General features: G+C 67.8%; 21 protein-coding genes. 8 read left to right on the forward strand and 13 right to left on the reverse strand.

What is annotated here, in order from left to right; genetic code table 11:
• The 9 genes from VNF92_07235 to VNF92_07275 all read right to left on the reverse strand — a co-directional run.
• A partial coding sequence (locus VNF92_07235; GenBank protein HVA57665.1) for a hypothetical protein occupies positions 1-378 on the reverse strand: 378 nt, incomplete at its 3' end.
• Positions 379-432: 54 nt separating this feature from the next.
• On the reverse strand, positions 433-873 hold the full coding sequence (locus VNF92_07240) for a hypothetical protein (protein HVA57666.1): 441 nt from the start codon (positions 871-873) through the stop codon (positions 433-435).
• Between the two features lie 55 nt (positions 874-928).
• Positions 929-3289 carry a carbamoyltransferase HypF gene (gene hypF, locus VNF92_07245; GenBank protein HVA57667.1) on the reverse strand — a complete coding sequence of 787 codons (2361 nt, stop codon included), beginning with the start codon at positions 3287-3289 and terminating at the stop codon, positions 929-931.
• A gap of 17 nt (positions 3290-3306) precedes the next feature.
• The gene (gene hypB / locus VNF92_07250; protein HVA57668.1) at positions 3307-3996 is read right to left on the reverse strand and encodes a hydrogenase nickel incorporation protein HypB; all 690 of its coding nucleotides are present in this window, start codon (positions 3994-3996) and stop codon (positions 3307-3309) included.
• A complete protein-coding gene (locus VNF92_07255) occupies positions 3986-4222 on the reverse strand; it encodes a hypothetical protein (protein ID HVA57669.1) in 237 nt (78 codons plus the stop codon). Before VNF92_07255 ends, hypB begins: the two co-directional genes overlap by 11 nt.
• Position 4223: 1 nt before the next feature.
• Entirely contained in the window at positions 4224-4739 is a 516-nt protein-coding gene (locus VNF92_07260; protein ID HVA57670.1) for a HyaD/HybD family hydrogenase maturation endopeptidase, read from the reverse strand.
• Positions 4732-5508, reverse strand: a complete 777-nt coding sequence (gene cybH / locus VNF92_07265; GenBank protein ID HVA57671.1) for a Ni/Fe-hydrogenase, b-type cytochrome subunit — start codon at positions 5506-5508, stop codon at positions 4732-4734. Before cybH ends, VNF92_07260 begins: the two co-directional genes overlap by 8 nt.
• On the reverse strand, positions 5505-7220 hold the full coding sequence (locus VNF92_07270; protein ID HVA57672.1) for a nickel-dependent hydrogenase large subunit: 1716 nt from the start codon (positions 7218-7220) through the stop codon (positions 5505-5507). Before VNF92_07270 ends, cybH begins: the two co-directional genes overlap by 4 nt.
• Positions 7207-8364 (reverse strand): hydrogenase small subunit, encoded by a 1158-nt coding sequence (locus VNF92_07275; GenBank protein HVA57673.1) that lies wholly within the window; start codon positions 8362-8364, stop codon positions 7207-7209. Before VNF92_07275 ends, VNF92_07270 begins: the two co-directional genes overlap by 14 nt.
• Positions 8365-8648: 284 nt before the next feature.
• On the opposite strand from VNF92_07275, the gene VNF92_07280 reads away from it, so the two are divergent.
• Positions 8649-9095: a hypothetical protein gene (locus VNF92_07280; protein ID HVA57674.1), complete on the forward strand. Its 447-nt coding sequence runs from the start codon at positions 8649-8651 to the stop codon at positions 9093-9095.
• A 15-nt stretch (positions 9096-9110) separates the two neighbouring features.
• Here the strand turns inward: VNF92_07280 and VNF92_07285 are convergent, their stop codons facing one another.
• From VNF92_07285 to VNF92_07300, 4 genes are all read right to left on the reverse strand, one after another.
• On the reverse strand, positions 9111-10775 hold the full coding sequence (locus tag VNF92_07285) for a hypothetical protein (GenBank protein ID HVA57675.1): 1665 nt from the start codon (positions 10773-10775) through the stop codon (positions 9111-9113).
• Positions 10772-12235, reverse strand: coding sequence for a hypothetical protein (locus VNF92_07290; GenBank protein HVA57676.1), 1464 nt, complete (start codon positions 12233-12235; stop codon positions 10772-10774). Before VNF92_07290 ends, VNF92_07285 begins: the two co-directional genes overlap by 4 nt.
• Positions 12236-12493: 258 nt before the next feature.
• The gene (locus VNF92_07295; protein HVA57677.1) at positions 12494-13939 is read right to left on the reverse strand and encodes a cytochrome c3 family protein; all 1446 of its coding nucleotides are present in this window, start codon (positions 13937-13939) and stop codon (positions 12494-12496) included.
• 397 nt (positions 13940-14336) lie between these two features.
• Entirely contained in the window at positions 14337-15785 is a 1449-nt protein-coding gene (locus VNF92_07300; GenBank protein ID HVA57678.1) for a multiheme c-type cytochrome, read from the reverse strand.
• Positions 15786-16120: 335 nt separating this feature from the next.
• On the opposite strand from VNF92_07300, the gene VNF92_07305 reads away from it, so the two are divergent.
• The 7 genes from VNF92_07305 (at position 16121) to VNF92_07335 (ending at position 22270) form a co-directional block, all read left to right on the forward strand.
• A complete protein-coding gene (locus VNF92_07305) occupies positions 16121-16441 on the forward strand; it encodes a HypC/HybG/HupF family hydrogenase formation chaperone (protein ID HVA57679.1) in 321 nt (106 codons plus the stop codon).
• On the forward strand, positions 16434-17582 hold the full coding sequence (hypD, locus tag VNF92_07310; GenBank protein HVA57680.1) for a hydrogenase formation protein HypD: 1149 nt from the start codon (positions 16434-16436) through the stop codon (positions 17580-17582). The genes VNF92_07305 and hypD overlap by 8 nt, the downstream gene beginning before the upstream one ends.
• A complete protein-coding gene (gene hypE / locus VNF92_07315; protein ID HVA57681.1) occupies positions 17579-18652 on the forward strand; it encodes a hydrogenase expression/formation protein HypE in 1074 nt (357 codons plus the stop codon). The genes hypD and hypE overlap by 4 nt, the downstream gene beginning before the upstream one ends.
• Before the next feature lie 13 nt (positions 18653-18665).
• Positions 18666-19508, forward strand: coding sequence for an enoyl-CoA hydratase-related protein (locus tag VNF92_07320; GenBank protein ID HVA57682.1), 843 nt, complete (start codon positions 18666-18668; stop codon positions 19506-19508).
• Positions 19509-19785: 277 nt separating this feature from the next.
• Positions 19786-20148, forward strand: a complete 363-nt coding sequence (locus VNF92_07325) for a hypothetical protein (GenBank protein ID HVA57683.1) — start codon at positions 19786-19788, stop codon at positions 20146-20148.
• Positions 20145-22049, forward strand: a complete 1905-nt coding sequence (locus tag VNF92_07330; protein HVA57684.1) for a V-type ATPase 116kDa subunit family protein — start codon at positions 20145-20147, stop codon at positions 22047-22049. The genes VNF92_07325 and VNF92_07330 overlap by 4 nt, the downstream gene beginning before the upstream one ends.
• A complete protein-coding gene (locus VNF92_07335; protein ID HVA57685.1) occupies positions 22046-22270 on the forward strand; it encodes a hypothetical protein in 225 nt (74 codons plus the stop codon). The genes VNF92_07330 and VNF92_07335 overlap by 4 nt, the downstream gene beginning before the upstream one ends.
• Positions 22271-22273 lie beyond the last annotated feature (3 nt).

Here is a 22273-nt window from a genome sequence, read left to right on the forward strand (position 1 = left end):
CGCGAGCAGGAGCACGAAGAACGGAAGCACTCCGGCGCGCGCGAGCGCGAGCGTGCGATGATAGTGGCCCCCGGCCAGGAGTGCGGCGTTGCCCTGCAGCCACACGGTCGCGTTGCCGTGCAGGCGCACACCGGCGAGGGCGGGGCCGAGCGCGATGAATATCCGAGCGAGCGGCGGATGCACCTGGTCGACGTCGGATCGGCCATACTGCCACCAGTTCAATCCCGCCGCCAAGTGCGCCTCTTCGTCGTACGTCTGATTGAAGTGCGATGACGCCCTGACGAGGAGCGCGATCGAGGCGATCGCAATGCCAATGGCCATCGCGCGCATCCAGCGGCGCCCGCTGCGTTCCGCATCGTCCGAACGGTCCGATGCCATCTGGCCTCCCACCCAGCGTGTCCCGAATCCGAAGCAGCTCTGCCCTGCCCGCCCTCAGCGCAACGGGGGCGCCGACGTCGAGTCGGTCAATGGATACAGGACGCTTTGACTCAGGTTGCCGTTGGCGTCGGAATAGACGTCCAACTGCGCGTGCTCCCCATCCGACAGCTGAAGCGACGGGCTCACCCACGTGACCAACGTCCCGATCGGATGCAAGCGCACCTGCAGAACGCCCCCCGGCTGGAGCAAGTTGGGCTGCACCACCAAGCGCGCTACGGAAAATCCCGTCACGGTCGCCAATCTCGCGGCCGACGCGCCGCTCGACGAAAGGGCGTAGACGTCCACGTCGAAGAACCCGCGGTTGTTCACCACGAGCACCACCGGCTGGCGGGCCGGTTCAACACCCTTGCCCTTGCGGAAACACGCCGCGGCGGCCACCGCGAACACGGCCGCCACGATCACCGCCCCTCGTCGCCACGCCTGTCGCGCGGTCATGCGTGCGGCCTCTTCACCAGTCATGAACATGGGGGCAGCGGCGCCCCACGCAAGGTCAAACCCGCGCCAGGCGAGCCGCCGCCACGACGGCCTGGCCGTAGCTCACCCCGCCGTCGTTGGGCGGCAGAACCTGGGGCGCGAAGACCAGCAGCCCGCCCCGTGCCAGTCGGTGCGAGAGCGACGCGAGCAGGCGTGCATTCTGAAACACCCCTCCCCCGAGCACGACCCGTTGCACGCCCTCGCGCTCGGCGATCGCCGCCACTGCCCGAGCCGTCCCCTCGGCCACGGTCTCATGGAAGGACGCGGCCAACGGCCCGGGATCCTCGCCGCGCACCGCCCGCTCGCCCAACTCGGCGAGCAGCGGTACGGGGTCGAATACCAGACGCTCATTTTCGCCTCGCGCCGCCGGGTACGCGAGCACCAAGCCGCGGTGGCGTCCGGCCCGGGCTTCGAGCAGCATCGCCGCCTCGCCCTCGAAGCGCGACTCGCGGCAAACGCCGAGCACGGCGGCCGCGGCGTCGAACAGCCGGCCCATCGACGACGCAAGGGGTGAATTCACGCCGTGGGCCACCTGGCGGCGCACGGTCTCGACGGCGCGAGGGTCGACGTCCTCGAACGCCAGCGCGAAGGCGTCGCTTAGGCCGGGCTCGAGGGACAGATACCCGAGCGCCACACGCCAGGGCGAACGGGCCGCGACGTCGCCCCCCGGCAGCGGCGCATAGCGAAGTTGCCCCACACGCCGGTAGTTCGTGAGATCGGCGAGCAGGATCTCGGCGCCCCACGTGTGCCCGTCATCGCCGTAGCCCGTGCCGTCGAACGCCACGCCGATCACCGGATCGCGTACCCCATGCTCCCCGGCCACGGCGGCGATGTGCGCGTGGTGATGCTGCACGACCTCGATGCGCGCGAGCCCCAGCTCCTCGGCAAGCCGCGTGGACAGGTACTGAGGGTGAAGATCGCGCACCGCCACGGCCGGCTCCACGCGAAACAGCCGGCGGAAGGAATCGTAGGTGGCGCGCCAGTGATCGGCGGTCTCCAGCGTCTCGAGATCACCCACGTGCGGACTCACATAGACGTCGCGCCCGGCGGCGATGGCGAAGGTGTTCTTGAGATGCGGCCCCACGGCGACGAGCGGCATTGGCGTGGCCACGGGAAGCGCCACCGGAAGGGGGGCGAACCCACGGGCGCGACGCATCAGGATGGTGGCGCCGCCACCGCTCGCCACCGCGGCGCCGAGTGCGGCATCGGGCGCCACGCGCACGACCGAATCGTCGATCCGCGCGACGATGTCGCGATCGTGCGTGAGGTACGCCTCCGCCACGTCGCCGAGGTCCCGGCGCGCTTCGTCCAGCGATGCCGCCAGCGGCTGCCCGCTGTGGTTGCCGCTCGTCATGACCAATGGGCGCCGGACGGCATCGAGGAGCAACAAGTGGACCGGGGTGTAGGGCAACATCACGCCGATCGTGCTCAGTGCACCGCACACCGACGGGGCCACACCCGCGTCCGCGCGCCGCTCGAGTACCACGATGGGACGGCTCGGCCGCTCGAGCCACTGGGCTTCCGCATCGGAGACGACCGCCAGACGCCGGGCCGCCCGCAGCGAACGCACCATCACGGCCAGCGGTTTGCCGTCGCGGTTCTTACCGCGCCGCAGCCGCTGCACCGCCGTTTCGTCAGTCGCGTCGACCGCCAGATGGAAACCGCCGAGTCCGCGCACTGCCACGATGCCACCCTCGCTCAGGCAGGCCGCCGCAGCGGCGATCGGATCGACGCCCACCTGCTCGCCGCCCGTGCCGTGAAGGAACGTGAGGCGCGGACCGCATGCCGGACAACTGTTCGTTTCCGAGTGGTAGCGCCGATCGCCGATGCCAGTGTATTCGCGGTGGCAGGCCGGGCATTGGGGAAAGGGGCGCATCGCGGTGCGCTCGCGATCGTAGGGCATCTGTTCGATGACCGTATAGCGCGGGCCGCAGTTGGTACAGGTGATGAACGGGTACCGATAGCGCCGGTTCGTGGAATCGAACAGCTCGGTTTCGCAATCCGGACAGGTGGCGACGTCGGGCGCGACCCACTGCCCCGCCATGCCGTCGACCTCGCTCTCCACGATGCGGAACGAGCCGAAGTCTTCCCCGTCCGCCGGCTCGCGTTCAAGGCGGTCGATGCGGGCGAGCGGAGGTGCCTCGACGCGCAGGGCGGCGACGAACCGTTCGAGTTCCAGCGATTCACCCACCACGGCGATCTCGACATCGCCGGTGGTGTTGCGCACCCATCCGCGGAGCGCATGCCGCACCGCCAGCCGGTGGACGAACGGCCGGAACCCGACGCCCTGCACCACGCCTGCAACGCGGAGGCGGAGCGCGGCCGGATGAGATCCGGACGCCGACTCCGCCTCGAGATTGTCGACCGTCGGGTTCATGCGTCAGCGCGCGCCGCTCACGGCGCGCTCCGCGCAGGTCGTTCAGCCCGCCGGCCGGCGAGATCCCGAATGAAGTCGAACCACTCGTCCAGACCACTGCCGGTGGTGGACGACGTGAAGAAGAACTGGAGGTCGGGGTTCACCTCGCGCGCGAACGACACCGCCCGATCGATATCGAACGGCACGTAGGGGAGCAGATCCATCTTGGTGAGTACGGCGTAGCGCGCTTCGCGGAACATCTTGGGATACTTGAGCGGTTTGTCCTCGCCTTCGGTGACCGAGAACAGCACGACCTTGGCATCCTCACCCAGATACCACGACGCGGGACATACGAGGTTGCCGACGTTCTCGATGAACAGCACGTCGGTGTCGTCGAGGTCCACCGCTTCCAGTCCTCTGTCGATCTGCCTGGCGTCGAGGTGGCACGCCCCGCCGGTGACCACGGCCTGGACGAGGCGGTTGGTGTGCCGCGCCAGGCGTTCGGCATCGTTCTGCGTCTGCACGTCGCCGGTGATCACGGCCATGTTGAGGTCGTCGCCGAGCGCGTCGAGCGTGCGCTCGAGCAGGAGCGTCTTGCCGGAGCCGGGCGACGACACGAGGTTGAGCGCGACGACGCCGGCCTCGTCGAGACGCTGCCGGACATCTCGGGCGATGCCGTCATTGCGTTCCATGACGCGCTCCCGAACGTCGATCGTTCTAATTGCCATCGTCCATCTCCAGGTAGGTCACGCGCAGCACGTCGCCCGTGACCCGGTCGAACACCGGTTTGGCGCCGGCGAACGGCGGTTGGGTGAGCAGCGTTTCGAGGCAGAACTCCAGATTGTCGGGCTCGAGCCCGGCGGTGTCGCCGATCTCGACGCCAACGGAGACGAGTGTCCCTTCGGCCGGCATCTTGTTCTCGACGATGCGGCAGATCTCCATGGCGACGCTCATCTCATGCACGGAGCGCCTCGACCGGCTGACGCGGCCGGCAGTCGTGCCCCCAGGCACGCAGTTGGTGGACGGCCATGTGCACCACCTGGTCGAGATTGTCGACGACGGCCGGCGTCATGGGGTCGCCGAGCTCGAAGGTCGCGGGCTCGAGGCCGACCGCCACCATCTCGGGCGGCAGGGTGCCCCGGAACTCGGCCACGGCCAGGACCTCGCGCAGGTCGATCTGATGCTGGGAAACCTTGAGGGCCGCCTGCCGGGGGATCTCGTCACCGAACAACCTGACGGCGGTGCCGGTAGGCCGCCCGGTGCGGATCGCGTCGAGAAACAGCACGCGCTGCGCGGACTCGATGAGGGGCAGCAGGGTCATCCCCCACGTGCCTCCGTCCACCAGTTCGACAATGGCCGGAATGTCCCATTCTTCGCGCAACCGTTCGAGCGCGGCCAGGCCGATGCCGTCGTCGCCCATGATGGGGTTGCCCAGCCCGACGACGACATCGCCCTCGCGCGGCTCATTCATCGGCGTAGCGCTCGTCCGTGGGAACGAACCGGCCGCCGCTGATGATCGACGAGATGGCCCCGCTCCGTTCCAGCAGGTCGGCGCGGATGGCCAGGTACACGTGCAGGATGATGAAGAGCGGGAAGTACCAGGCGGCCACGTGGTGAAGCACGCGGACCCACTGGAACCCGCCGAAGTACGGCGCGAGGTGGCCGAAGGTGTGCATGAAGATCCCCTGCGGATCCGCCTCGCCGAACATCGTGAAGCCCGTCACGACCAGAATGGCCGCCATGAAGTACGTGAACGTATATGACAGCTGCTGCAGCGGATTGTGGCCCAGGTAGCGCGGCCCGCGTTCGGGATGGATGAGCAGGTAGAACTTGATCATCCGCCACAGATTCACCCAATCGCGCTTGCGCACGGGGAACAGCGCCGGCAGCCGCTCGAAGCGATCGCCGGCGAACAGCCAGTAGACGCGGACGATGGCCGTGGCCACGAGCACGCCGGCGGCGATGAAGTGGACGAGTCGCACGTACTGCAATCCGAAGGTCTGGCTCGCGCCGCCGGTGAGGAAGTACGGGCTCCCGATCCAGAATCCGGTCACGACGAGGACCACGATGCTCACGGCCGCCGCCCAGTGCATGGCGCGGATGGGCCAGTGCCAGAGATAGACCCACTGTTCCGTACGGCCACCGCGACGGATGACCGGCTCGCGCGTCATGGCGCCTGCCCGTTCGTCGATGGACGGCCAGGGCGAACCGCGCGCGTGTTTGGGATCGACGGGTGTCATTGCACGCGCACCTCCGTCACCGTATCGCCGTTGACGTCGAGAACGTGGACGCCACAGGCGTTGCACGGATCGAACGAGTGGACCGTCCGGAGGATCTCGATCGGCTGGTCCGGCTTGAGCAGCGGATGGTTGTCGGTGAGCGCCGCCTCGTACGGGCCCACGACGCCCTTGTCGTCGCGCGGCGAGGCATTCCACGTGGTCGGCACCACACACTGATACCGTGAGATCTTGCCGTCCGCGATCTCCACCCAGTGGCCGAGCGCGCCGCGCGGTGCATCGAGGGGACCATAGCCCCGCGCGGTCTTCGGCCAGGTGGACGGATCCCAGTTCTTGCCGGCGAAGGTCGTGACGTCACCCGCTTTGATGCGCGTCACGAGGTCGTCGTACCACACGCTGAGGCGGCGGGCCAGCAACACGGTTTCCATGCCGCGCGCTGCCGTGCGTCCGAGCGTGGAGAAGAGCGCCGCCGGCCCGACGTTGAGCGCCTTGAGCGTGTCGCCGACGATCGCCTGCACGTCCTTGTGCCCGCCGGCATAGGCAACGAGCATGCGGGCCAACGGGCCGACCTCCATCGGGTGGCCGTTGTAGCGCGGCGCCTTCATCCACGTGTATTTGGTCTCGTCCTGGAGGAACTGCCAGGGCGGCTGCGGGCCGGTGTAGTGCGGCTTGGTCTCGCCCTTGTACGGATGGAGCGCGGCCTTCGGCCCCTCGTCATAGTCGTACCAGGCAGCGTAGACCGACTCGGTCACGCCGTTCTGGTCGTACGGGATCACCTTTGTGAGGTCCTTGTTCATCACGATGCCGCGCGGCAGATAGAGCGAACTCACGTCGCGGATGTCGGTGTCGGGGAACTCGCCCACCGCCAGGTAGTTGCCCGTGCCGCCGCCGATCGCCGCCCAATCCTTGTAATAGCCGGCAATGGCCACGAGGTCGGGCCAGTACACTTCTTCCACGAACCGTTGGGCGCGCGTGATCATGTCTTTGATCTCGCTGAGCTTGGCGGCGTTGATCGTCGCCGTGCCCTCGAGATTGATGGCGCTCGCCATGCCGCCGACGAGGAAGTTCGGGTGCGGGTTCTTGCCGCCGAAGATGGTGTGCAGGCGAATGACGTCGCGCTGCCAGTCGAGCGCCTCGAGATAGTGTGCCACGGCGAGCAGGTTCACTTCGGGGGGCAGTTTGTACGCCGGGTGGCCCCAGTACCCATTGGCGAAGATGCCCAGCTGGCCGCTGCCCACGAAGGTCTTGAGACGTTCCTGCACTTCGCGGAAGTGGGTGGCGGAATTGTTGGGCCAGGGCGAGATGGACGCGGCGATCTTCGACGTCTGGGCCGGATCGGCCTTGAGTGCGCTCACCACGTCTACCCAGTCGAGCGCGTGCAGGTGGTAGAAGTGAATGACGTGGTCCTGAACGAACTGCATCCCATGCACGAGATTGCGAATGGTATTCGCATTGGGCGGGATGTGGATGTCGAGCGCGTCCTCCACGGCGCGGCACGACGCCACGGCGTGGACCACGGTGCACACGCCGCAGATGCGCTGGGTATACGCCCACGCGTCACGGGGATCCCGCCCCTCCATGATGATCTCGATCCCGCGGAACTGCGTGGAGCACGCCCACGCGTCGGCGATCTTGCCATTCTCGGCCTGGGCCTCGATACGCAGGTGGCCTTCGATGCGCGTGATCGGATCAACGACAACTTTAGTTCTCGCCATGGCTGTCCTCCCGGCCGGGTTCGCTCGTTGACTGGTCGGCCGCCTCATGAGGATGCCGCGAACGGATCTGATAGATGCCCGTCGCCGCGGCGTGCGCGGCAACGCCCGCGGCCGCGCCTATGGCAAGGGCAGCGCCGAGGATGTCGGCGGTGTGTTCCACGCCGACTCCGGCGACGTTCGGCATGCGATTATAGAACGGCGACATCGTGTCCCAGAAGTTCCGCTCCGTGCAGCCGAGGCAGGGATGGCCGGCGCCGATCGGGAAGTCGGTGTGCGAGTTCCACATGAAGATCGGGCACGGCGAGAAGGTCGCCGGTCCCTTGCACCCCACCTCGTACAAGCACCAGCCCTCGCGCGCGCCGGCGTCGTCGAACGTCCGCACGAACTGGCCGGCGTCGTAGTGGGCGCGGCGCGGGCACTGGTCGTGGATCCGATTGCCGTACGCGAACAGCGGACGCCCGTCGGAGTCGGTGGCGGGCAGCCGCCCGAAGGTGAGGAAGTGCACCACGGTCGCCGTGATGACGTCGGCGATCGGCGGGCACCCGGCGATGTTGAGCACCGGCTTGTCCTTGATGATGTCCGAGACCCCGACCGCCCCCGTGGGGTTGGGATGCGACGCCTGGACACTGCCCCAGTGGGCGCAGGCGCCGACGGCGATCACCGCCGCCGCATCCTTAGCAGTCTCCTCGAGCAGCGAACGCGCGGTCTTCCCGCCGATCATCGTGTAGATGCCGTTCTCGTGTGTGGGCACCGACCCGGTGACGATGAGCACGTACTTGCCGGCGTTCTTCTTGCGGGAATCGTCCAACGCTTTCTCGGCGGCGGTGCCCGAGGCGGCCATGAGCGTATCCATAAAATCGAGCGAGATGACGTCGAGCACCAAGTCGCCGATCGTCGGGTCCGACGAGCGAATGACGCTCTCGACGCATCCCGTGCATTCCTGCAGTTGCAGCCAGATGACGGTGGGCCGTTGGAGCGACTCCATGGCCTCGGCGATGCGCGGCACCGCCAGGCTGCTCAGTCCGAGGACCGCGGCCATCTGTCCGCAGAACTCGATGAAGTCGCGACGGCTGATGCCGCGCCGGCCAAGATATCCGCCCAGCGCCTCATCGTCTGACCACGCATGCGTGGTTGGCGTGAGCATGGCACAACCCCCTAGGTGGGTCTGTGGTCGCGTGGGCTCGCGACACCCGGCTCCCGGGCACCCGCCCCCGCGTGTATTGCGATCGCGTGCCATGATGATCAGACTTGGGGAAGGCGCCACACAGAAGCGAACCCCTGAATCCCCCAGGGGGTTGTACTGACACGATGGTCGGGAATCGCCCGACCCGTGTCGGGGAAAAGGTCCGGCTGCGTCTGCGGCGCCCGGTGGGCGATACTGCGGCGCAACGAGCAGTCACCCAGCACCGCCCACGTACCGAGGCCGTCATGTCCGAGTTTTCCCGTAGCGCCGTCCGCGCTCTCACGATCGTCGCCCTGCCGGCGCTGCTCGTCGCGGCGTGCAGCAAGCAAGCCGAGCCAGCCAAGCAGCCGCTGGGCCAGATGATGGCCCCGGCGGCCGACAGTCAGGCCAATCCCCACACCACGATGTCGCCGGAGGCACGCGCGGCGCTGGACAGCGGCAATGCACAATATCGCGCCGGCAAGTATGCCGATGCCCTGACGAGCTACCGGCAGTCCGCGAACCTGGCCCCGCTCAACGCCGCACCCTTCTTCGGCATCTACATGGCCGCCGAGAAGTTGGGCAACAAGGCGCTCGCCGACAGCGCCAGCGCCGAGATCAAGCGGCGAGAGAACAACACGACCGACATGCTCACGGACAGCGCGCTGCAGAACCTGCACTCCAAGGGGCCAGGGAAGTCCGCCAAGAACTGACCCGCGTTTGGGGGCTCAGCCACCACCCTTGAGCGGGTTGGTCAGATGGCACACCAGGCACATCTGCATGTTCTTCGATCCCATGCTCTCGGCGTTGAAGTTCGGCCCGTGCGGGTTGACGTGCATGCCGAGGCTCGAGTGGCAGCGCAGACAATCGCTCTGCTGATGGCAACTCGTGCACCCGGTGAGCCCCTGGCGGGCCGCCTGCCCGTGCTGCAGCAGCCATAGCGGCTGGCCGGTGTGAGCCGTTCCGCGCACCCCTCCGCTGTTGGCGATGCCACTCTTCTGATGGCACGACCGGCAGAAGGTCTCGACACGGTGGCAGGAGCTGCAGTTCTGCTCCTGCGAGTAGGCCGCAGTGGCGTGGCGCGCCATGAAGTCGGCCGGGTGAAAGTCCTGCCGCGGGGAGACACCGTCGTGACAGGCCGTGCAGTCACTCGGCTTATGGCACCCTTGGCAGTTGAGCAGCCCGCTGGCGGCGGCGGTCTTGTGGTTGGTCGCGAATCCGGCCGGGTGGACATGAGAACTCTGGCGCGTGGGGACCCCGTCGTGACAGGCCGCGCAATCGCTCGGCTTATGGCACCCCTGGCAGTCGAGCTGCCCAGTGGTCGCCGCGGTCTCATGATTGGTCGCGAATCCGGCGGGGTGGACGTGCACCACGGCGAGGCGCACCGTGTCTCTCGCAGTCGCCAGCAGTGTGGTGGCCGGTGCATTGGCAGCCGCCGTCACGGTGACCGATTGGCGCGGCGGCGTGCGGGGGGGCGCCACGAGCACGACGCCCGGCGCCTGGCCCGGCTTCGCCTCGGGAAGTTTGGCGATCACGCTGCTTCCGAGCGCGCCGATGTGACAGGTGCGGCAACTGGTCTGCGTGTGGCAGCTGCCGCAGGTCTGCGGATTGGCGCCCGCATCCTTGCCGTGCTCATAGGGCCAGCCCGCGGTGCGGTGGGAAGCGGGCGTGAAGTACACCGGCGCCACGTTGCGCACGAGCGAGGCGACGCGGACGTCGTTGGCCAGTGAGCGGATGGCGGGGAGTTGATCGGCGTTGGCATGGCACCGCGCGCAGCTCTCCCGGGCATGGCAAGTCGCGCACTGCGCCACCTGGGCGCCGGTGGTCGGCGCGTGCGCGGCCAGGAAGTCGGGGGCGTCGTGCGACGGCGGTTTCGGGAAATTCGCGATCGCCGAGGCGGTGAGCGCCGTGGCCTGCGTCAGCGGTTCATGGCACGTCGTGCACGTGGCGGTCGATGCCAGATGTGCGGGCGCCTGATGCGTGTGGCAGGCGATGCAGGCGTCGGGATTCGCGCCGGCCACGTGCATCCACGCCGTGTCGCGGCCCGCCTGCTGGCCGTGGCAGTTGGCGCACGCCGCCGGGTTGCCCGCCTGGGCCGACGTGGCCGCGTGGTCGGTGTGCGAGAACTTGAGGTTGGTGGCGTGCCAGGACGGGCCGCTCCATGCCACGAGCCGTTGGTCCGTACCGTTGTGGCACTGTGCGCACGCGTCCTTGGTGGGGAACATGCGCGCCGTATCGCCGTCCAGAATGCCGCTGTGGCACCCTTCGCAGGTGGGGAACAGCTTGGCATGTCGGGAATGCGGGAAGGTGCCGCGCGACTGTTGCTGCTGCACGGCCCACCCGGCCGTGGCCACGGCGAGCGCTAGCGGAACGATCAATCGCCGCAGGTTCATGGCTTCCTCAGCGGACCGACGGTCCAACCGCCTGGCTCGCCGCCCACGCGCCACTCCAGGCGGAGGCTGGCGCGCCGCTGGTCCCAGTTGGCGAGGTCGGGTTCGTTGCGGCCGGTGTGTTGGTAGACGGTGGCATCGGCGATGACCTGCAGATCGGGGCGCAGCCGGTAGCTGCCCTGGAGACCCGTGCCGAGGACCCGCCCCTCGCCGACCGTGAATTCGTAGATGTTCTGGAAGGCGGTGCCGTGCACGGAGAGCGAGCCGCGATCGCTGGGGGCCCATCGCAGGGCCACGTCGCCATCGGTGGTCGACGCGCCGAAGTTGATATCCATGTCATAGCTGCCCTGCACCGTCCACGCGCGGGCGACGTGCACGGCGCCGGTGGCTCCCACGCGCCATCCGCTCGTGCGCAGCGGGAGGAAGGCCACGCCGGTATATGTGTCTTCATATGTCCGGCGGCCGCCCGAGAGACCGAAGGCCAGGCGCGCGTTGGCCGAACTCCAGTTCAGGTTGGCCGTGGCCTCGTCGTACCCGATGGGGGAGAACGCCCCCCAGATGGTCCACAGGTCGAAATACGGCACGTAGTGCCGCACCTCCAGCCGCGAGCTGATGCCGCGCCAGGGGTTGAAGGCGACGTGCGCCGCCAGGTCATTGAACGTCTGGGTGGCCAGGTCCCGCGTCGCCTCGCCGCCGAACGACGCCCAGGGCGCCTGGAACTCGGCGTCCGCCGCCATGCGCTCGGAGTACAGGGCGCCCAGGTCGCTGCGCACTTCGCGCTGGTATTGCACGCGTACGGCGGCGAACGGGCTCGGGCGGATCTGCACCGAACCGCCCACGAGGAACGATCGGTCCACTGGCGGGATGTCTTCCACCGGCGACAGCGCCGCCGCATCGAGGGGACGATCGAGGCCCTGTACCAGGGTGCCGCCACCGTAGGCGTCGACGCTGACGATGGAAACCGGGTGCACCGTCAACGCCGCGCCGTCGAAGTTGAACATGCCGAGCCCCGTGGCCACCCACTGGCGCCCGAGCTTGGCCGAGAACGCCGAGCGGTCGAGTTCCAGATAGGCCGCGAGCACGTCGAACGACTGGGTGGCTTGCGGCCACAGGTCGCGGGCATCGCCCGTCGCGGCGCGGCCGCGCAGTTGCGCGTGCAGGCTGAGGCCCGTCCCGAGACCCCATGCCGTGACGTCCAGGTCCTGCATCATCGCGGTGAGGCTCGCCCTCGGTGCCGACTTGTAGAAGTAGCAGTACGGATCGCCGGTCGTGCAGGTCGTCACCACCCCGTTTTTCGTCACGCGAAACAGCGACGAGAGCGAGTCGGTGGCGCTGAACGGCACGCTGTCGGTGACGAGGGGCCGCATATCGAGGAACTGGGCGTAGCTCGATCCCTGGATGACCACGCCCTGGGCGCCGGCACTGGCCGCGGCCGCGACGGCGAGTGCCCCTGCGGCGACCATCGAACGAATCGTGTGAGCCCGCGTGACCCTCCGGGGCCCGAAGCCCCGCACGACCGCCGGCGTCACCATATGCCCGCCTCCGACTCCCCGCTCGGCGTCGCGCCGTGGTGGCGGTCCGCTGCTGCCATTGCTCTCTCCGCTCGGCCCGACTCGGGCCCGTTGGGGGCACCGGAGCGGCGCCCCGGTGCTGGTGCGGGCCGGGAAGGTGTTCATCCCCGACCCGCGCCGATGCTGCATTTCGAATTCGGCATCACCCGCTTACTGGTCTGACTTGGCCGTTGCGGGCAGGATGTTCGCCAGGTTCACGCTGATCGTAGGCGGAATGCCGTAGGTGAGTTGCACCTGCTTGATGCTCGCCGTGAGCAGCGCTTCCATGAGGAAAGGATTATGGACCACCGCGCCCGGCTCTTCGGCCAGTTGGAGGTTGAACTTGGCTCCCTTGGCCGTGGTGAGGACGCTGCTCGCCGCGAATTCGCTGGCCGGAATCTTGACCAGCTGGCTGTTGAGCGCCGAGTCGAGCAGCGCCAGCCGCGACGAAGCCGCCGTCATCGCCGACCGTGCGACCGATTCGCTGCCGTGGCAGCCGCTGGCCGTGCACGCACCGAACGTGCGCTGCGAGACGTCGCAGCTGGCCGTAGTCGGGAGCCCGTTCGCGTCGAGACACGGGATGGCGACGAACAGGTGTCCGGTGGCCTGGAACACCAAGCTGCCGGTGGCCGGATTGTTCACGGCGAAGCTGGATACGTGGCAGGTGACGCACAGTTCCGGGTTCGCAGACGAGCCGTGGGTCGCGACGATCGTATCGGTCAGGTCCGTGCCCGGGGGCCACCACCCGGCGGTGCCGAGCAGCGTTTCGCCTTCGGGCGAGTGCGGACCGCGCGTGTTGGTCGGATCGGCCGTCGCGTTCCGCTGATGGCACTTCATGCAGAGGTTCTGCGTGACATCTGCAACGTTGATCGGCCACCGCAACTGGGCCGGGTTGCTGCTGCCGTGCGGGTCATGACACGTGGCGCACACGATCGGCTGCGGGTTGCTGGCGAGTTGGCTCGCTTCGACGTAATTGGTGTTGACGTTCCACGCCGCGAGCGCGCCCTGCGCCGTGTGGCACGGCTGGCAGGTGGCGTTCCCCTTCGTGGGCGTTTCGACGCTGACGGCGTGCCGCGACTGCCGCCATTCATCGACGAACGGCTCGTGAACGCCGGTGTGGCATTCGCCGCAGCCATTGCCGAACGCGGTGCCGGTGTCGACCGCAATCGAGGCCAGCGGCCGGTTGCTCAGGGCGGGCGCCGAAACGTGCGCCAGCCCAGGCCCATGGCAGTTCTCGCACTGCACATCTTCGTACCGCGCGTCCTTGGTGGCCACATAGCCGACCAGCGTGTCGGTAACCGCATTGCCGTTCGCGCTGACGGTGTGGCAGGGGACACACGAGGCGCCGGCATGCCCGCTCGCCTGGAGATCCGCCCAGGCATTCGCGTGCTTGGTGGTCTCCCATTTCGTCTGCTGATCAACGTGACAGTTGCCGCACACCGTCTGTTTGGTGAGCGTGTCCGAGTACCCGACGAAATTCGCAGCAGCCGCAGGGGGCGCGGTGAAGCTCGGCTCGCTCCGGTAAACGATCTTTTCGCTGGTACACGACGAGGCGGCGACCGCGCCGATCACCACCGCGGCAAGCCGCGCCAGAACCGGACCCTTGGAACTTCTCATGCGATTATCCTCCGCACTCCGTGGGGGGCGTGGGACCTGCACCGATCTCGTGCTGTTTCGCATCGTGCGGCTGCCTCCCTCACGGCGGCAACCGCTGCGTGATGCAATGTGCGGGCGGCTAAGTAGCGTAACCGTCGGTGGATACCGGAGATTTGTGGGGGATACGCCTACATTAGTGTCATGCGTTTACCGGGGTGAATTCGAGTGCTCAGATCTGTCGGGTATCCCCTGATATCACACAACAGGTCTGGACCCGCAACCCGGACGACAGGCGGGGCCCCGGACGGCCGGGGGCCTCTGCGCACCGTTCTCCCTGGGCTCGAGACGCTGACGGGGGTCGGGAAGGTATCCATTCCCGACCCCCGCCAGCGCCCACGATCCGCTCAGTGGATGCCGATCAGCGGTTGTCCCGCGCCATCTGCGGAAGGATGTTCGCCAGGTTCACGCTGATCTTGGGCGCGATCCCATAGTCCAACTGGACCTGCTTGATGCTGCTCGTGAGGAGCGTTTCCATAAGGAACGGGTTGTGCTCGGCGCTCCCGACCTTTTCGGCCAGTTGAAGATTGAACGTCGCGCCGATGGCGGTATTCATCGTCGTCTTCTTCAATTCGGCGGCTGGGATCTGCACCAGCTGGCTGTTGAGCGCCGAATCAAGCAACGCGAGGCGGCCCTCCACGGCCACCATCGCCGAGCGCGCCGCCGCCGGACTGCCATGGCAGCCGCTGGTCGCGCAGGCGTCGAACGATCGCTGGGAGACGTCGCACGTGCCGGTGGTCGGGACGCCCTGGGCATCGAGACAGGGGGCCGCGGCGAACGTGTGGCCCATGTAGCTCGTGACGAACGCTCCGTTGGCGTCGTTCACCGTCATCTTGCCCATGTGGCAGGTCACGCAGAGGTTCGCATTGGCAGATGAGCCGTGCGTGCCGACGATGGTGTCGGGACCGGTGTAATTGGGAGGGAACCAGCCCGCGAAGCCGAGCAGCACCGGACCTTCCGGCGCCATCGGCGCGTGCGTGCTGGCGGGCGCCACCGGTTTACCGTTGCGCTGGTGGCACCGCATGCAGAGGTTGCCGGCGGTGTCGGCCACGTTGACGGGGTAGCGCAGCTGTGCGGTGTTCGGACCGCCGTGCGGGTCATGGCAGACCGCGCACGTCACCGTCATGGGGTTCGTGGCTTCCTGGGACGCTTCCACATAGTTGGTGTTCACGCCCCACTTGGCCAGCGCGTCCTGCCCGACATGGCAATACGTGCACGACGCGTTGCCCAACGCATGGGCCTCGACGTGCGCATGGCCGGCGTCGGCCGTCTGCATCCATTCATCGACGAACGGATCGTGCGTGCCGGTGTGGCACTCGCCGCACCCGTTGCCAAACGCCGTTCCGGTGTCGACGGCAATCGACGCCAGCGGACGATTGCTGAGCCCTGGAGCCGACACATGCGTGAGACCGGCGCCATGGCAGCTTTCGCACTGGACGTCCTCATAGCGGGCGCTCTTGGTGGCAACGTAGCCCACCAGGGTGTCGCTCGTCGCGTTCCCGTTCGGGCCGACGGTGTGGCACGGCACGCAGGACGCGCCGGCGTGCCCGCTCGCCTGCAGATCCGCCCAGGCGTTGGCATGCTTGGTCGTCACCCACTTGGCCTGCTGATCCACGTGACACGTTCCGCACACCGTCTCCTTGGTGGTGCTGTCCGCGTACCCGACGAAGTTCGCGGCCGCCGCCGGGGGCGCGCTGAACCTCGGCTCACTCCGATACGCGATCTTCTCGCTGGAACAAGCGGAGGCGACCACCGCGACGATAAACAACGCGGCCAGCCGCCTCGAAACCGGACTATTGAAATTTTTCATATGTACGATCTCCGCACTCCGTTGGGGGCGTGGTATCCAGGACTGTTGGTAGCTGATTCGTCGCATGGTGCCGATGTTCTGCTCCGTTGATACCCGTTGCTGCAGGGCTGAATGTGCCGACTCCCAAGGCGCGGAACCGTCGGCACATGCCGGAGTTTTGTAAGGCACGCGCCTACGCATCTGTGGTGTGATTGGCGTAAGGCCGGCGACACCGGCAGCACATCCGGGTTCCCCTTACATTCTTCACCGGGTCTGCTTACTGACACGCGCACGCGTCATTCCCAGCTTGGCGTAGCGTTCGAGATCCACCCGCTGCATCGGAGAGGGGAATTCCCATGTGCCTCGGCGTACCCGGCCGCGTGATCGCGGTCAACGGACAGACGGCTCAGGTCGATTTCTTCGGCGTACGTCGCGAGACCCGCCTCGACATCATCGACGAGCCGGTCGGGCCGGGCGACTACATCCTGAACCACGTGGGGTTCGCCATCCGACGCATCCCGGCCGACGAGATCCAGGAGACGCTCGCGCTGTACGAGGTGCTGCTGCGCGAAGCCGAGAATGACATGATGGCCGCCGACGTGCGCGGCGAGATCGACGCCGGCCAACGGCCGGCGAGTGCCACCTCCAATTCCAGCGCGAGCGCGACGCGTGGCTAGCCCTACCGCCGCCACGGCGGCGCTGCCCAAGGGCGCCGACGAACTGAAGTTCCGCGACCCGGCGCGCGCCCACGCCCTTGCCGACGCGATCGCCCACATGTGCGAGCAGATCGGCCGTGCGCCAGTGACCGTGATGCACGTCTGTGGCAGCCACGAGCAGTCCATCGCCAAGTTCGGCCTGCGCGCCACCTTTCCCGACGCGCTCGACGTGATCATGGGTCCCGGGTGCCCGGTGTGCGTGACCGACCTACCCGAAGTGGACGAGGCGGTAGTGCTCGCCGAGGACGGCGTGCGGGTGGTGACCTACGGCGACATGCTGCGCGTGCCAGGCACGGTGCGGTCGCTGGCCGAGGTCCAATCCATGGGCGGCCACGTGGACGTGGTGTACAGCGCCGCCCAAGCGGTGGACATCGCCCGCGAGTCCGACGAACCGGTTGTCTTCTTCGCCAGCGGCTTTGAAACCACCGCGGTCGCCACGGCAGCGATCGTCGTCAACGATCCCCCGCCGAACTTCTACGTGCTTTCGGCACACAAGTACATCCCGCCGGTCATGGAGATCGTGGCCGAGATGCCGGACACGCGGATCGAGGGATTCCTGGCGGCGGGGCACGCGGCCACGATCACAGGCTGGGGAATTTTCGAGCGATTCGTCGAGCGGCACGGCATTCCCGTGGTGGTCGCCGGGTTCGAGCCGCTGGACATCCTGGCCGGGCTCGCGCAGCTCGTGGAGTTGATCCGCGACCACGACCATCGCGTGGTGAACGCGTTTCCACGCTGCGTGACGAAGGAAGGCAACACGGTGGCCCAACGCGAACTGTGGCGAGTGTTCCGGACCACGGGCGGCAATTGGCGCGGCATCGCGCACGTGCCCAACGGCAACCTTCGCCTGCGGGACGAGTACGCGCACCTCGACGCGCGCCGGCAATTCAAGATCGACCTCAAGCGGCTGTGGACGCAGGCCCCACCGGCCCTCACGCAACTCTGCGTTTGCGGTGACATCATGGCCGGCATCTCCTCGCCGGAGAAGTGTTCGCTGTTCGGCAAGGAGTGCGTGCCCGACGCCCCGGTGGGCGCGTGCATGGTGAGCAGTGAGGGCACCTGCCGCATCTGGCACCAGTACGGAGGGCACCCGAAGCTATGACGACCGCAACGTCCGCCGACGCGGTGCGCGCGCACTCCGGCCGCCGCGATCCGACGATCGTGATGAAGCACGGAGCCGGCGGGCGCGCCATGCGCCGCCTCATCCAGGAAACGCTGACGCGCGGATTCGTGGACGTCGAGGTCGACGGCTTCGGCATTGCCGCGATGGACGACGGCGCCGCGCTGCGCGTGGGGGACAGGTGGCTCGTCGTGACCACCGACTCGCACGTCGTGCAACCGGTGTTCTTTCCGGGCGGCGACATCGGGAGGTTGGCCATTGCCGGCACGGTGAACGATCTGGCGATGATGGGGGCCACCGAGCCCCTCGGCCTCACCTGCGGGCTGATCGTGGAGGAAGGCTTCACGTTTGCCGACCTCGAGCGCGTGCAGCAGTCGATGTTCGACACCTGCCGCGAAGCGGGCACCACAGTGGTGACCGGCGATACGAAGGTGATGGGACGCGGCGAACTGGACGGCATGGTGATCAACACCACCGGCGTGGCGATGGCCGACGCCATCGTCCGCGACTCGGGGTTGCAGGTGGGCGACCGCATCCTCGTCACCGGCAACGTGGGCGATCACGGGATGGCGCTGATGGCGCATCGCCACCATCTCGCCATCGACGCCGAGTTGTATTCCGACGTGGCGCCGATCAACGGCATGATCCGCGACGCCCTCGCCATCCGCCCCGGCGCGGTGAGTGCGATGAAGGATCCCACCCGCGGCGGGCTATCGAGCGCGCTGCACGAGATGGCCGAGAAGGGCGGCGTCGGCATCCTCGTTCGCGAGGAACTGGTGCCGGTGAACCCGGTGGTGCGCGCGGTGGCCGAGATGTTGGGCCTCGACCCGATGCACGTGGCCAACGAGGGTAAGGCCGTGCTCGGCGTGCGCGGTGACGACGCGACGGTGCAGGCCGTGCTCGACGCATTGCGCCGCCACCCGACTGGCGTCAACGCCGCCGTGATCGGTGAATGCGTGGACACGCGCGTGGGCGACGTCGTGCTCGATACCGGGCTCGGCAAGCGGCTGCTCTCGGAGTACGAGGGCGAACTCCTGCCGCGCATCTGCTGAGGCGACCGGCGTCATGGCCATGGAGCACATCCATATTGAACGCCACGGGGCGGTGGGCGTGCTGGTCATCGACCGGCCCGAGCGGTTCAACTCCCTGGACGTGGAGACGGCCCGCGACTTCCGGAAGGCCGGCCTGCAGCTGGCGCGCGACAAGGACGTGCGGTGCGTGATCGTGCGCGGCACCAACGGTATCTTCTGCAGCGGTGCGGACCTCAAGTACATCCGGGCCCAGGGTTCGCAAGAGGACTTCGGCTACCTGCGCCCCGACGGGACGGCGGCTCCTCCCGGATTCGGTGAGGGGTTCAAGGAGATCCTCGAGTACCTGCATAGCACGATCTCCGAGATCAAACGGGCGCCCAAGCCGTTCATCGCGGCCGTCGAAGGCGTGGCCGCGGCCGGCGGATTCGGCATCGCGATGGCGTGCGATCTGGTGTTCGCATCGGACGACGCGACCTTCGAGTGGGCGTACCACAAGACCGGACTGACGGGGGCGGAGAGCTCGACCTTCTTTCTACCGCGGCTCGTGGGGCTTCGCATGGCGATGGGTCTCGTGCTGCTCAACCCGCGGCTCACCGCCGGCCAGGCCAAGGACCTGCATCTGATCAATGACGTATTTCCGCGCGCCTCATTCAGTGACGACGTGATGGCCGTGGCGCAGCGGATCGCCACCGGGCCGACGCAGGCGTACGCCGTAGCCAAGAGTCTCATCAATCAAGCGGCCGGCGTGGAGCAGCTCGATTACCACCTGGACGAGGAACTACAGCACCTGGTGCGCTCGGCCGACGGCCGCGACTTCGCGGAGGGGCTCGACGCGTTTTTCGCCAAGCGAACCGCGGGCTTCGAGGGCCAGGGATGAGTGCGTCGTGCGCGTGGCAAAGAAGTAGCGCGGTCGTGGGGGCGTCGGGCATCAACTGAAGCAGGACCGGGGGGCCACCGACCCGCACGACGCGGCACGACCCTCGTGACCACCGTCCGGGAATGATCGCTGCCCATATAGCCGGTCCTCCGGGGGTGACTGGTCGGTCATTCCCCGACGCCTGTGCGGCACACACCCTATGTCCTGCCCCATTGTCGCCGCCGTATCTACGAAGCGTGGCTGGGATTCCCCATTCTACGTGGGTACCGAGGCGGACATGGCAACTTCCAGAAAGGACAAACAGAAGGCGGCCGCCGACTCGTCGGCCCTTGACGAACTGCTCCAAGCCGAACGCGCCGTGGCCCTGAGCTTGGCGGAGGCCGAGCGTGACGCGGAGCGATTGGTGCGCGACGCGCATGATGCCGCGGCCGCCGCTGACGCCGACGCGGAGCGCGAGCTTGCCGAAACGCTGCGGCTGCTGGATGAGCAGGCCACGGAGCAACGGCGGCGCGACGCCCGATCCATTCAGGATGAGGCCGATCGGCATACACGAATGTTCGCCCATGCCGACGACGCCCGCATCGCCGCGATCGCCGAGCGGTTGGCCCTGTTCGTGGCGCCGGCGGCCGAGTCTCCGTGATCATCCCGATGGCCAAGGTGCGGGTGCTCGGACCGAAGGACCGGTTCGACGCCGCTCTGAGCGCCGTCCAGGACTTCGGCCAGTTGCAGTTGGCAGAGGCGCCATCGCGCACGGGGGTGGAACGGGCGCGCCTCTCCCCACCGGAACAGCGCCGACGCGTACAGTTGACGCGCGTGCTCGCGGAAGTCGAAGAGGCATTGCGGTTGCTCTCCGCGGACGGTGCGCGGGCGGAAGTGCGCCCGGCGACGACCGCCGACCTCGCCCACTGGGCGCGGCTTGCCGACGCGACGGCGCGGGCGGCGCGGGCGCTCCGCGACCGCGAGACCGGGCTGGAGGAGGAACGCGCGCTGGTCTCACGATACCGCGATTTCCTCTCGGCAGTGCTCCCGGCCGTGCGGCAGGTGGCCGACACGGCGCGGCTCACGAGCCGCGCCGTGGTCGTGCCTGCATCGACTCGGTCCACCGTGGACGCCCTCACCGACGCGCTGCGCGAGCAACTCGGAGGCGAGTTCACGATGAGCACGCATGAGTTGCCCGGCGGCGACCTGGCGATCCTGCTCGTGCTGCCCCGCGAGTTCAGCGACAAGCTCGACGCCCGACTGGCCGAGGCCCGCGTGCCCGAGGTACCGCTGCCGCAGGCGTATCGCGACATGCCGCTCGAACGCGCCGTGCCCAAGATGCTCGCGCGGTTGGACGAGATCCCATTGGAACTGAGAGCATGCGCCGACGACCGGCGCCTGCTTGCCGCGAGCCGTGGAGCCGAACTTCGGCAGGCGCGGGCGGCGATCGATGATTGGCTGTCCACCGCCGCGGCACACGAGCGTACCGCGGTGACCGAGCACGCATTCGACCTCGAAGGGTGGCTTCCCGAGCGGAGCCTGGCCGAGTTCATGCGACGGGTCACCGCCGCGGCCGGGCCCGCGGTGGTGATCGAGTCCGTGGCGCGCGAGGCTTGGGGCACCGAAGACGCGCCGGTCGTACTCTCAAACCCGCGGCTCTTCCGGCCGTTCGAGCAGATCATCGGATTGCTTCCATTGCCGCGATACGGGAGCATCGATCCGACGCCGTTCGTCGCCGTCTTCTTTCCGCTCATCTTCGGCATGATGCTTGGCGATGTGGGCTACGGCGTGCTGCTCGCCATCCTGGCGGTCATCATTCATGCCCGGACCGAGCGGGGCAGCTTCCTGCGAACGGCCGCGGAGATTGCCGGTCCGTGCGCGGCGTTCGCGATCATCTTCGGCGTGCTGTACGGCGAGTACTTCGGGGATCTGGGAATACGGCTGCTGGGCATCCACCCCATCATCTTCGATCGCGAGAAGGCCGTGTTCGCCGCTCTCGCGCTGGCCGTCGGCCTCGGCGTGGTGCAGGTCGTGCTCGGCCTGGTGCTCGGTGCCATCACCGCGTTCCACAAGGAACCCAAGCACGCGCTGGGCCGCGGCGTGTCGGCCGTGATGGTGCTGCTGGTGGTCGGGGCACTGCTGGCGGCGTTCGAGGTGCTTCCCAAAGGGCTGTTCACGCCGGCCGTGATTGCCTTGCTCATCGCGTTCCCCTTGCTGGTCTTTGCCGAAGGGGTGATCGCGCCCGTCGAATTGTTGGCCACGCTCGGCAACGTGTTGTCGTACGCGCGTATCATGGCCATCGGCACCGCGTCGGTGATGCTCGCCGTCGTGGCCAACCAGATGGTTGGCGCCTTTGGCGGCACGGTCGTCGGCCTGGTATTCGCGCTGCTGTTCCACCTCGTGAACTTCGCGATCGGGCTGTTCAGCCCGGCGATTCACGCGCTCCGGCTCCACTATGTGGAGTTTTTTGGGAAGTTCTATAACCCGGGCGGACGTCCGTTTCAGCCGTTTGGCCATCGCGCCGGCCCGCTCGTTCCCGAGACGACGAGGAAACTTTCATGAACATGATGTGGATCGTGATCAGTGCCGCCGCCGTGCTCAGCGTGGCCGCGCTGGCCACCGCGTGGGCACAGTCCAAGATCGGCACGGCCGGCGCCGCAGCACTGGCCGAGAAGCCGGAGTTGGCCGGCACGATCATCGTCCTTCTCGCCATTCCGGAGACGATGGTCATCCTCGGCTTCATCGTCGCGGTGCTCATCCTGCTGCGGGCGGGCGGAGGCTAGCCC

It is taken from the genome of Gemmatimonadaceae bacterium, assembly GCA_035533015.1.
GTDB lineage: Bacteria > Gemmatimonadota > Gemmatimonadetes > Gemmatimonadales > Gemmatimonadaceae > JAGWRI01.

Excerpts from the sequence above, each read along its gene's own strand:
- VNF92_07240 (HVA57666.1), bottom strand. The coding sequence starts at position 873 with ATGACCGCGCGACAGGCGTGGCGACGAGGGGCGGTGATCGTGGCGGCC.
- hypF (HVA57667.1), bottom strand. The coding sequence starts at position 3,289 with ATGAACCCGACGGTCGACAATCTCGAGGCGGAGTCGGCGTCCGGATCT.
- hypB (HVA57668.1), bottom strand. The coding sequence starts at position 3,996 with ATGGCAATTAGAACGATCGACGTTCGGGAGCGCGTCATGGAACGCAAT.
- VNF92_07255 (HVA57669.1), bottom strand. The coding sequence starts at position 4,222 with ATGAGCGTCGCCATGGAGATCTGCCGCATCGTCGAGAACAAGATGCCG.
- VNF92_07260 (HVA57670.1), bottom strand. The coding sequence starts at position 4,739 with ATGAATGAGCCGCGCGAGGGCGATGTCGTCGTCGGGCTGGGCAACCCC.
- cybH (HVA57671.1), bottom strand. The coding sequence starts at position 5,508 with ATGACACCCGTCGATCCCAAACACGCGCGCGGTTCGCCCTGGCCGTCC.
- VNF92_07270 (HVA57672.1), bottom strand. The coding sequence starts at position 7,220 with ATGGCGAGAACTAAAGTTGTCGTTGATCCGATCACGCGCATCGAAGGC.
- VNF92_07275 (HVA57673.1), bottom strand. The coding sequence starts at position 8,364 with ATGCTCACGCCAACCACGCATGCGTGGTCAGACGATGAGGCGCTGGGC.
- VNF92_07280 (HVA57674.1), top strand. The coding sequence starts at position 8,649 with ATGTCCGAGTTTTCCCGTAGCGCCGTCCGCGCTCTCACGATCGTCGCC.
- VNF92_07285 (HVA57675.1), bottom strand. The coding sequence starts at position 10,775 with ATGAACCTGCGGCGATTGATCGTTCCGCTAGCGCTCGCCGTGGCCACG.
- VNF92_07290 (HVA57676.1), bottom strand. The coding sequence starts at position 12,235 with ATGGTCGCCGCAGGGGCACTCGCCGTCGCGGCCGCGGCCAGTGCCGGC.
- VNF92_07295 (HVA57677.1), bottom strand. The coding sequence starts at position 13,939 with ATGAGAAGTTCCAAGGGTCCGGTTCTGGCGCGGCTTGCCGCGGTGGTG.
- VNF92_07300 (HVA57678.1), bottom strand. The coding sequence starts at position 15,785 with ATGAAAAATTTCAATAGTCCGGTTTCGAGGCGGCTGGCCGCGTTGTTT.
- VNF92_07305 (HVA57679.1), top strand. The coding sequence starts at position 16,121 with ATGTGCCTCGGCGTACCCGGCCGCGTGATCGCGGTCAACGGACAGACG.
- hypE (HVA57681.1), top strand. The coding sequence starts at position 17,579 with ATGACGACCGCAACGTCCGCCGACGCGGTGCGCGCGCACTCCGGCCGC.
- VNF92_07320 (HVA57682.1), top strand. The coding sequence starts at position 18,666 with ATGGCCATGGAGCACATCCATATTGAACGCCACGGGGCGGTGGGCGTG.
- VNF92_07325 (HVA57683.1), top strand. The coding sequence starts at position 19,786 with ATGGCAACTTCCAGAAAGGACAAACAGAAGGCGGCCGCCGACTCGTCG.
- VNF92_07335 (HVA57685.1), top strand. The coding sequence starts at position 22,046 with ATGAACATGATGTGGATCGTGATCAGTGCCGCCGCCGTGCTCAGCGTG.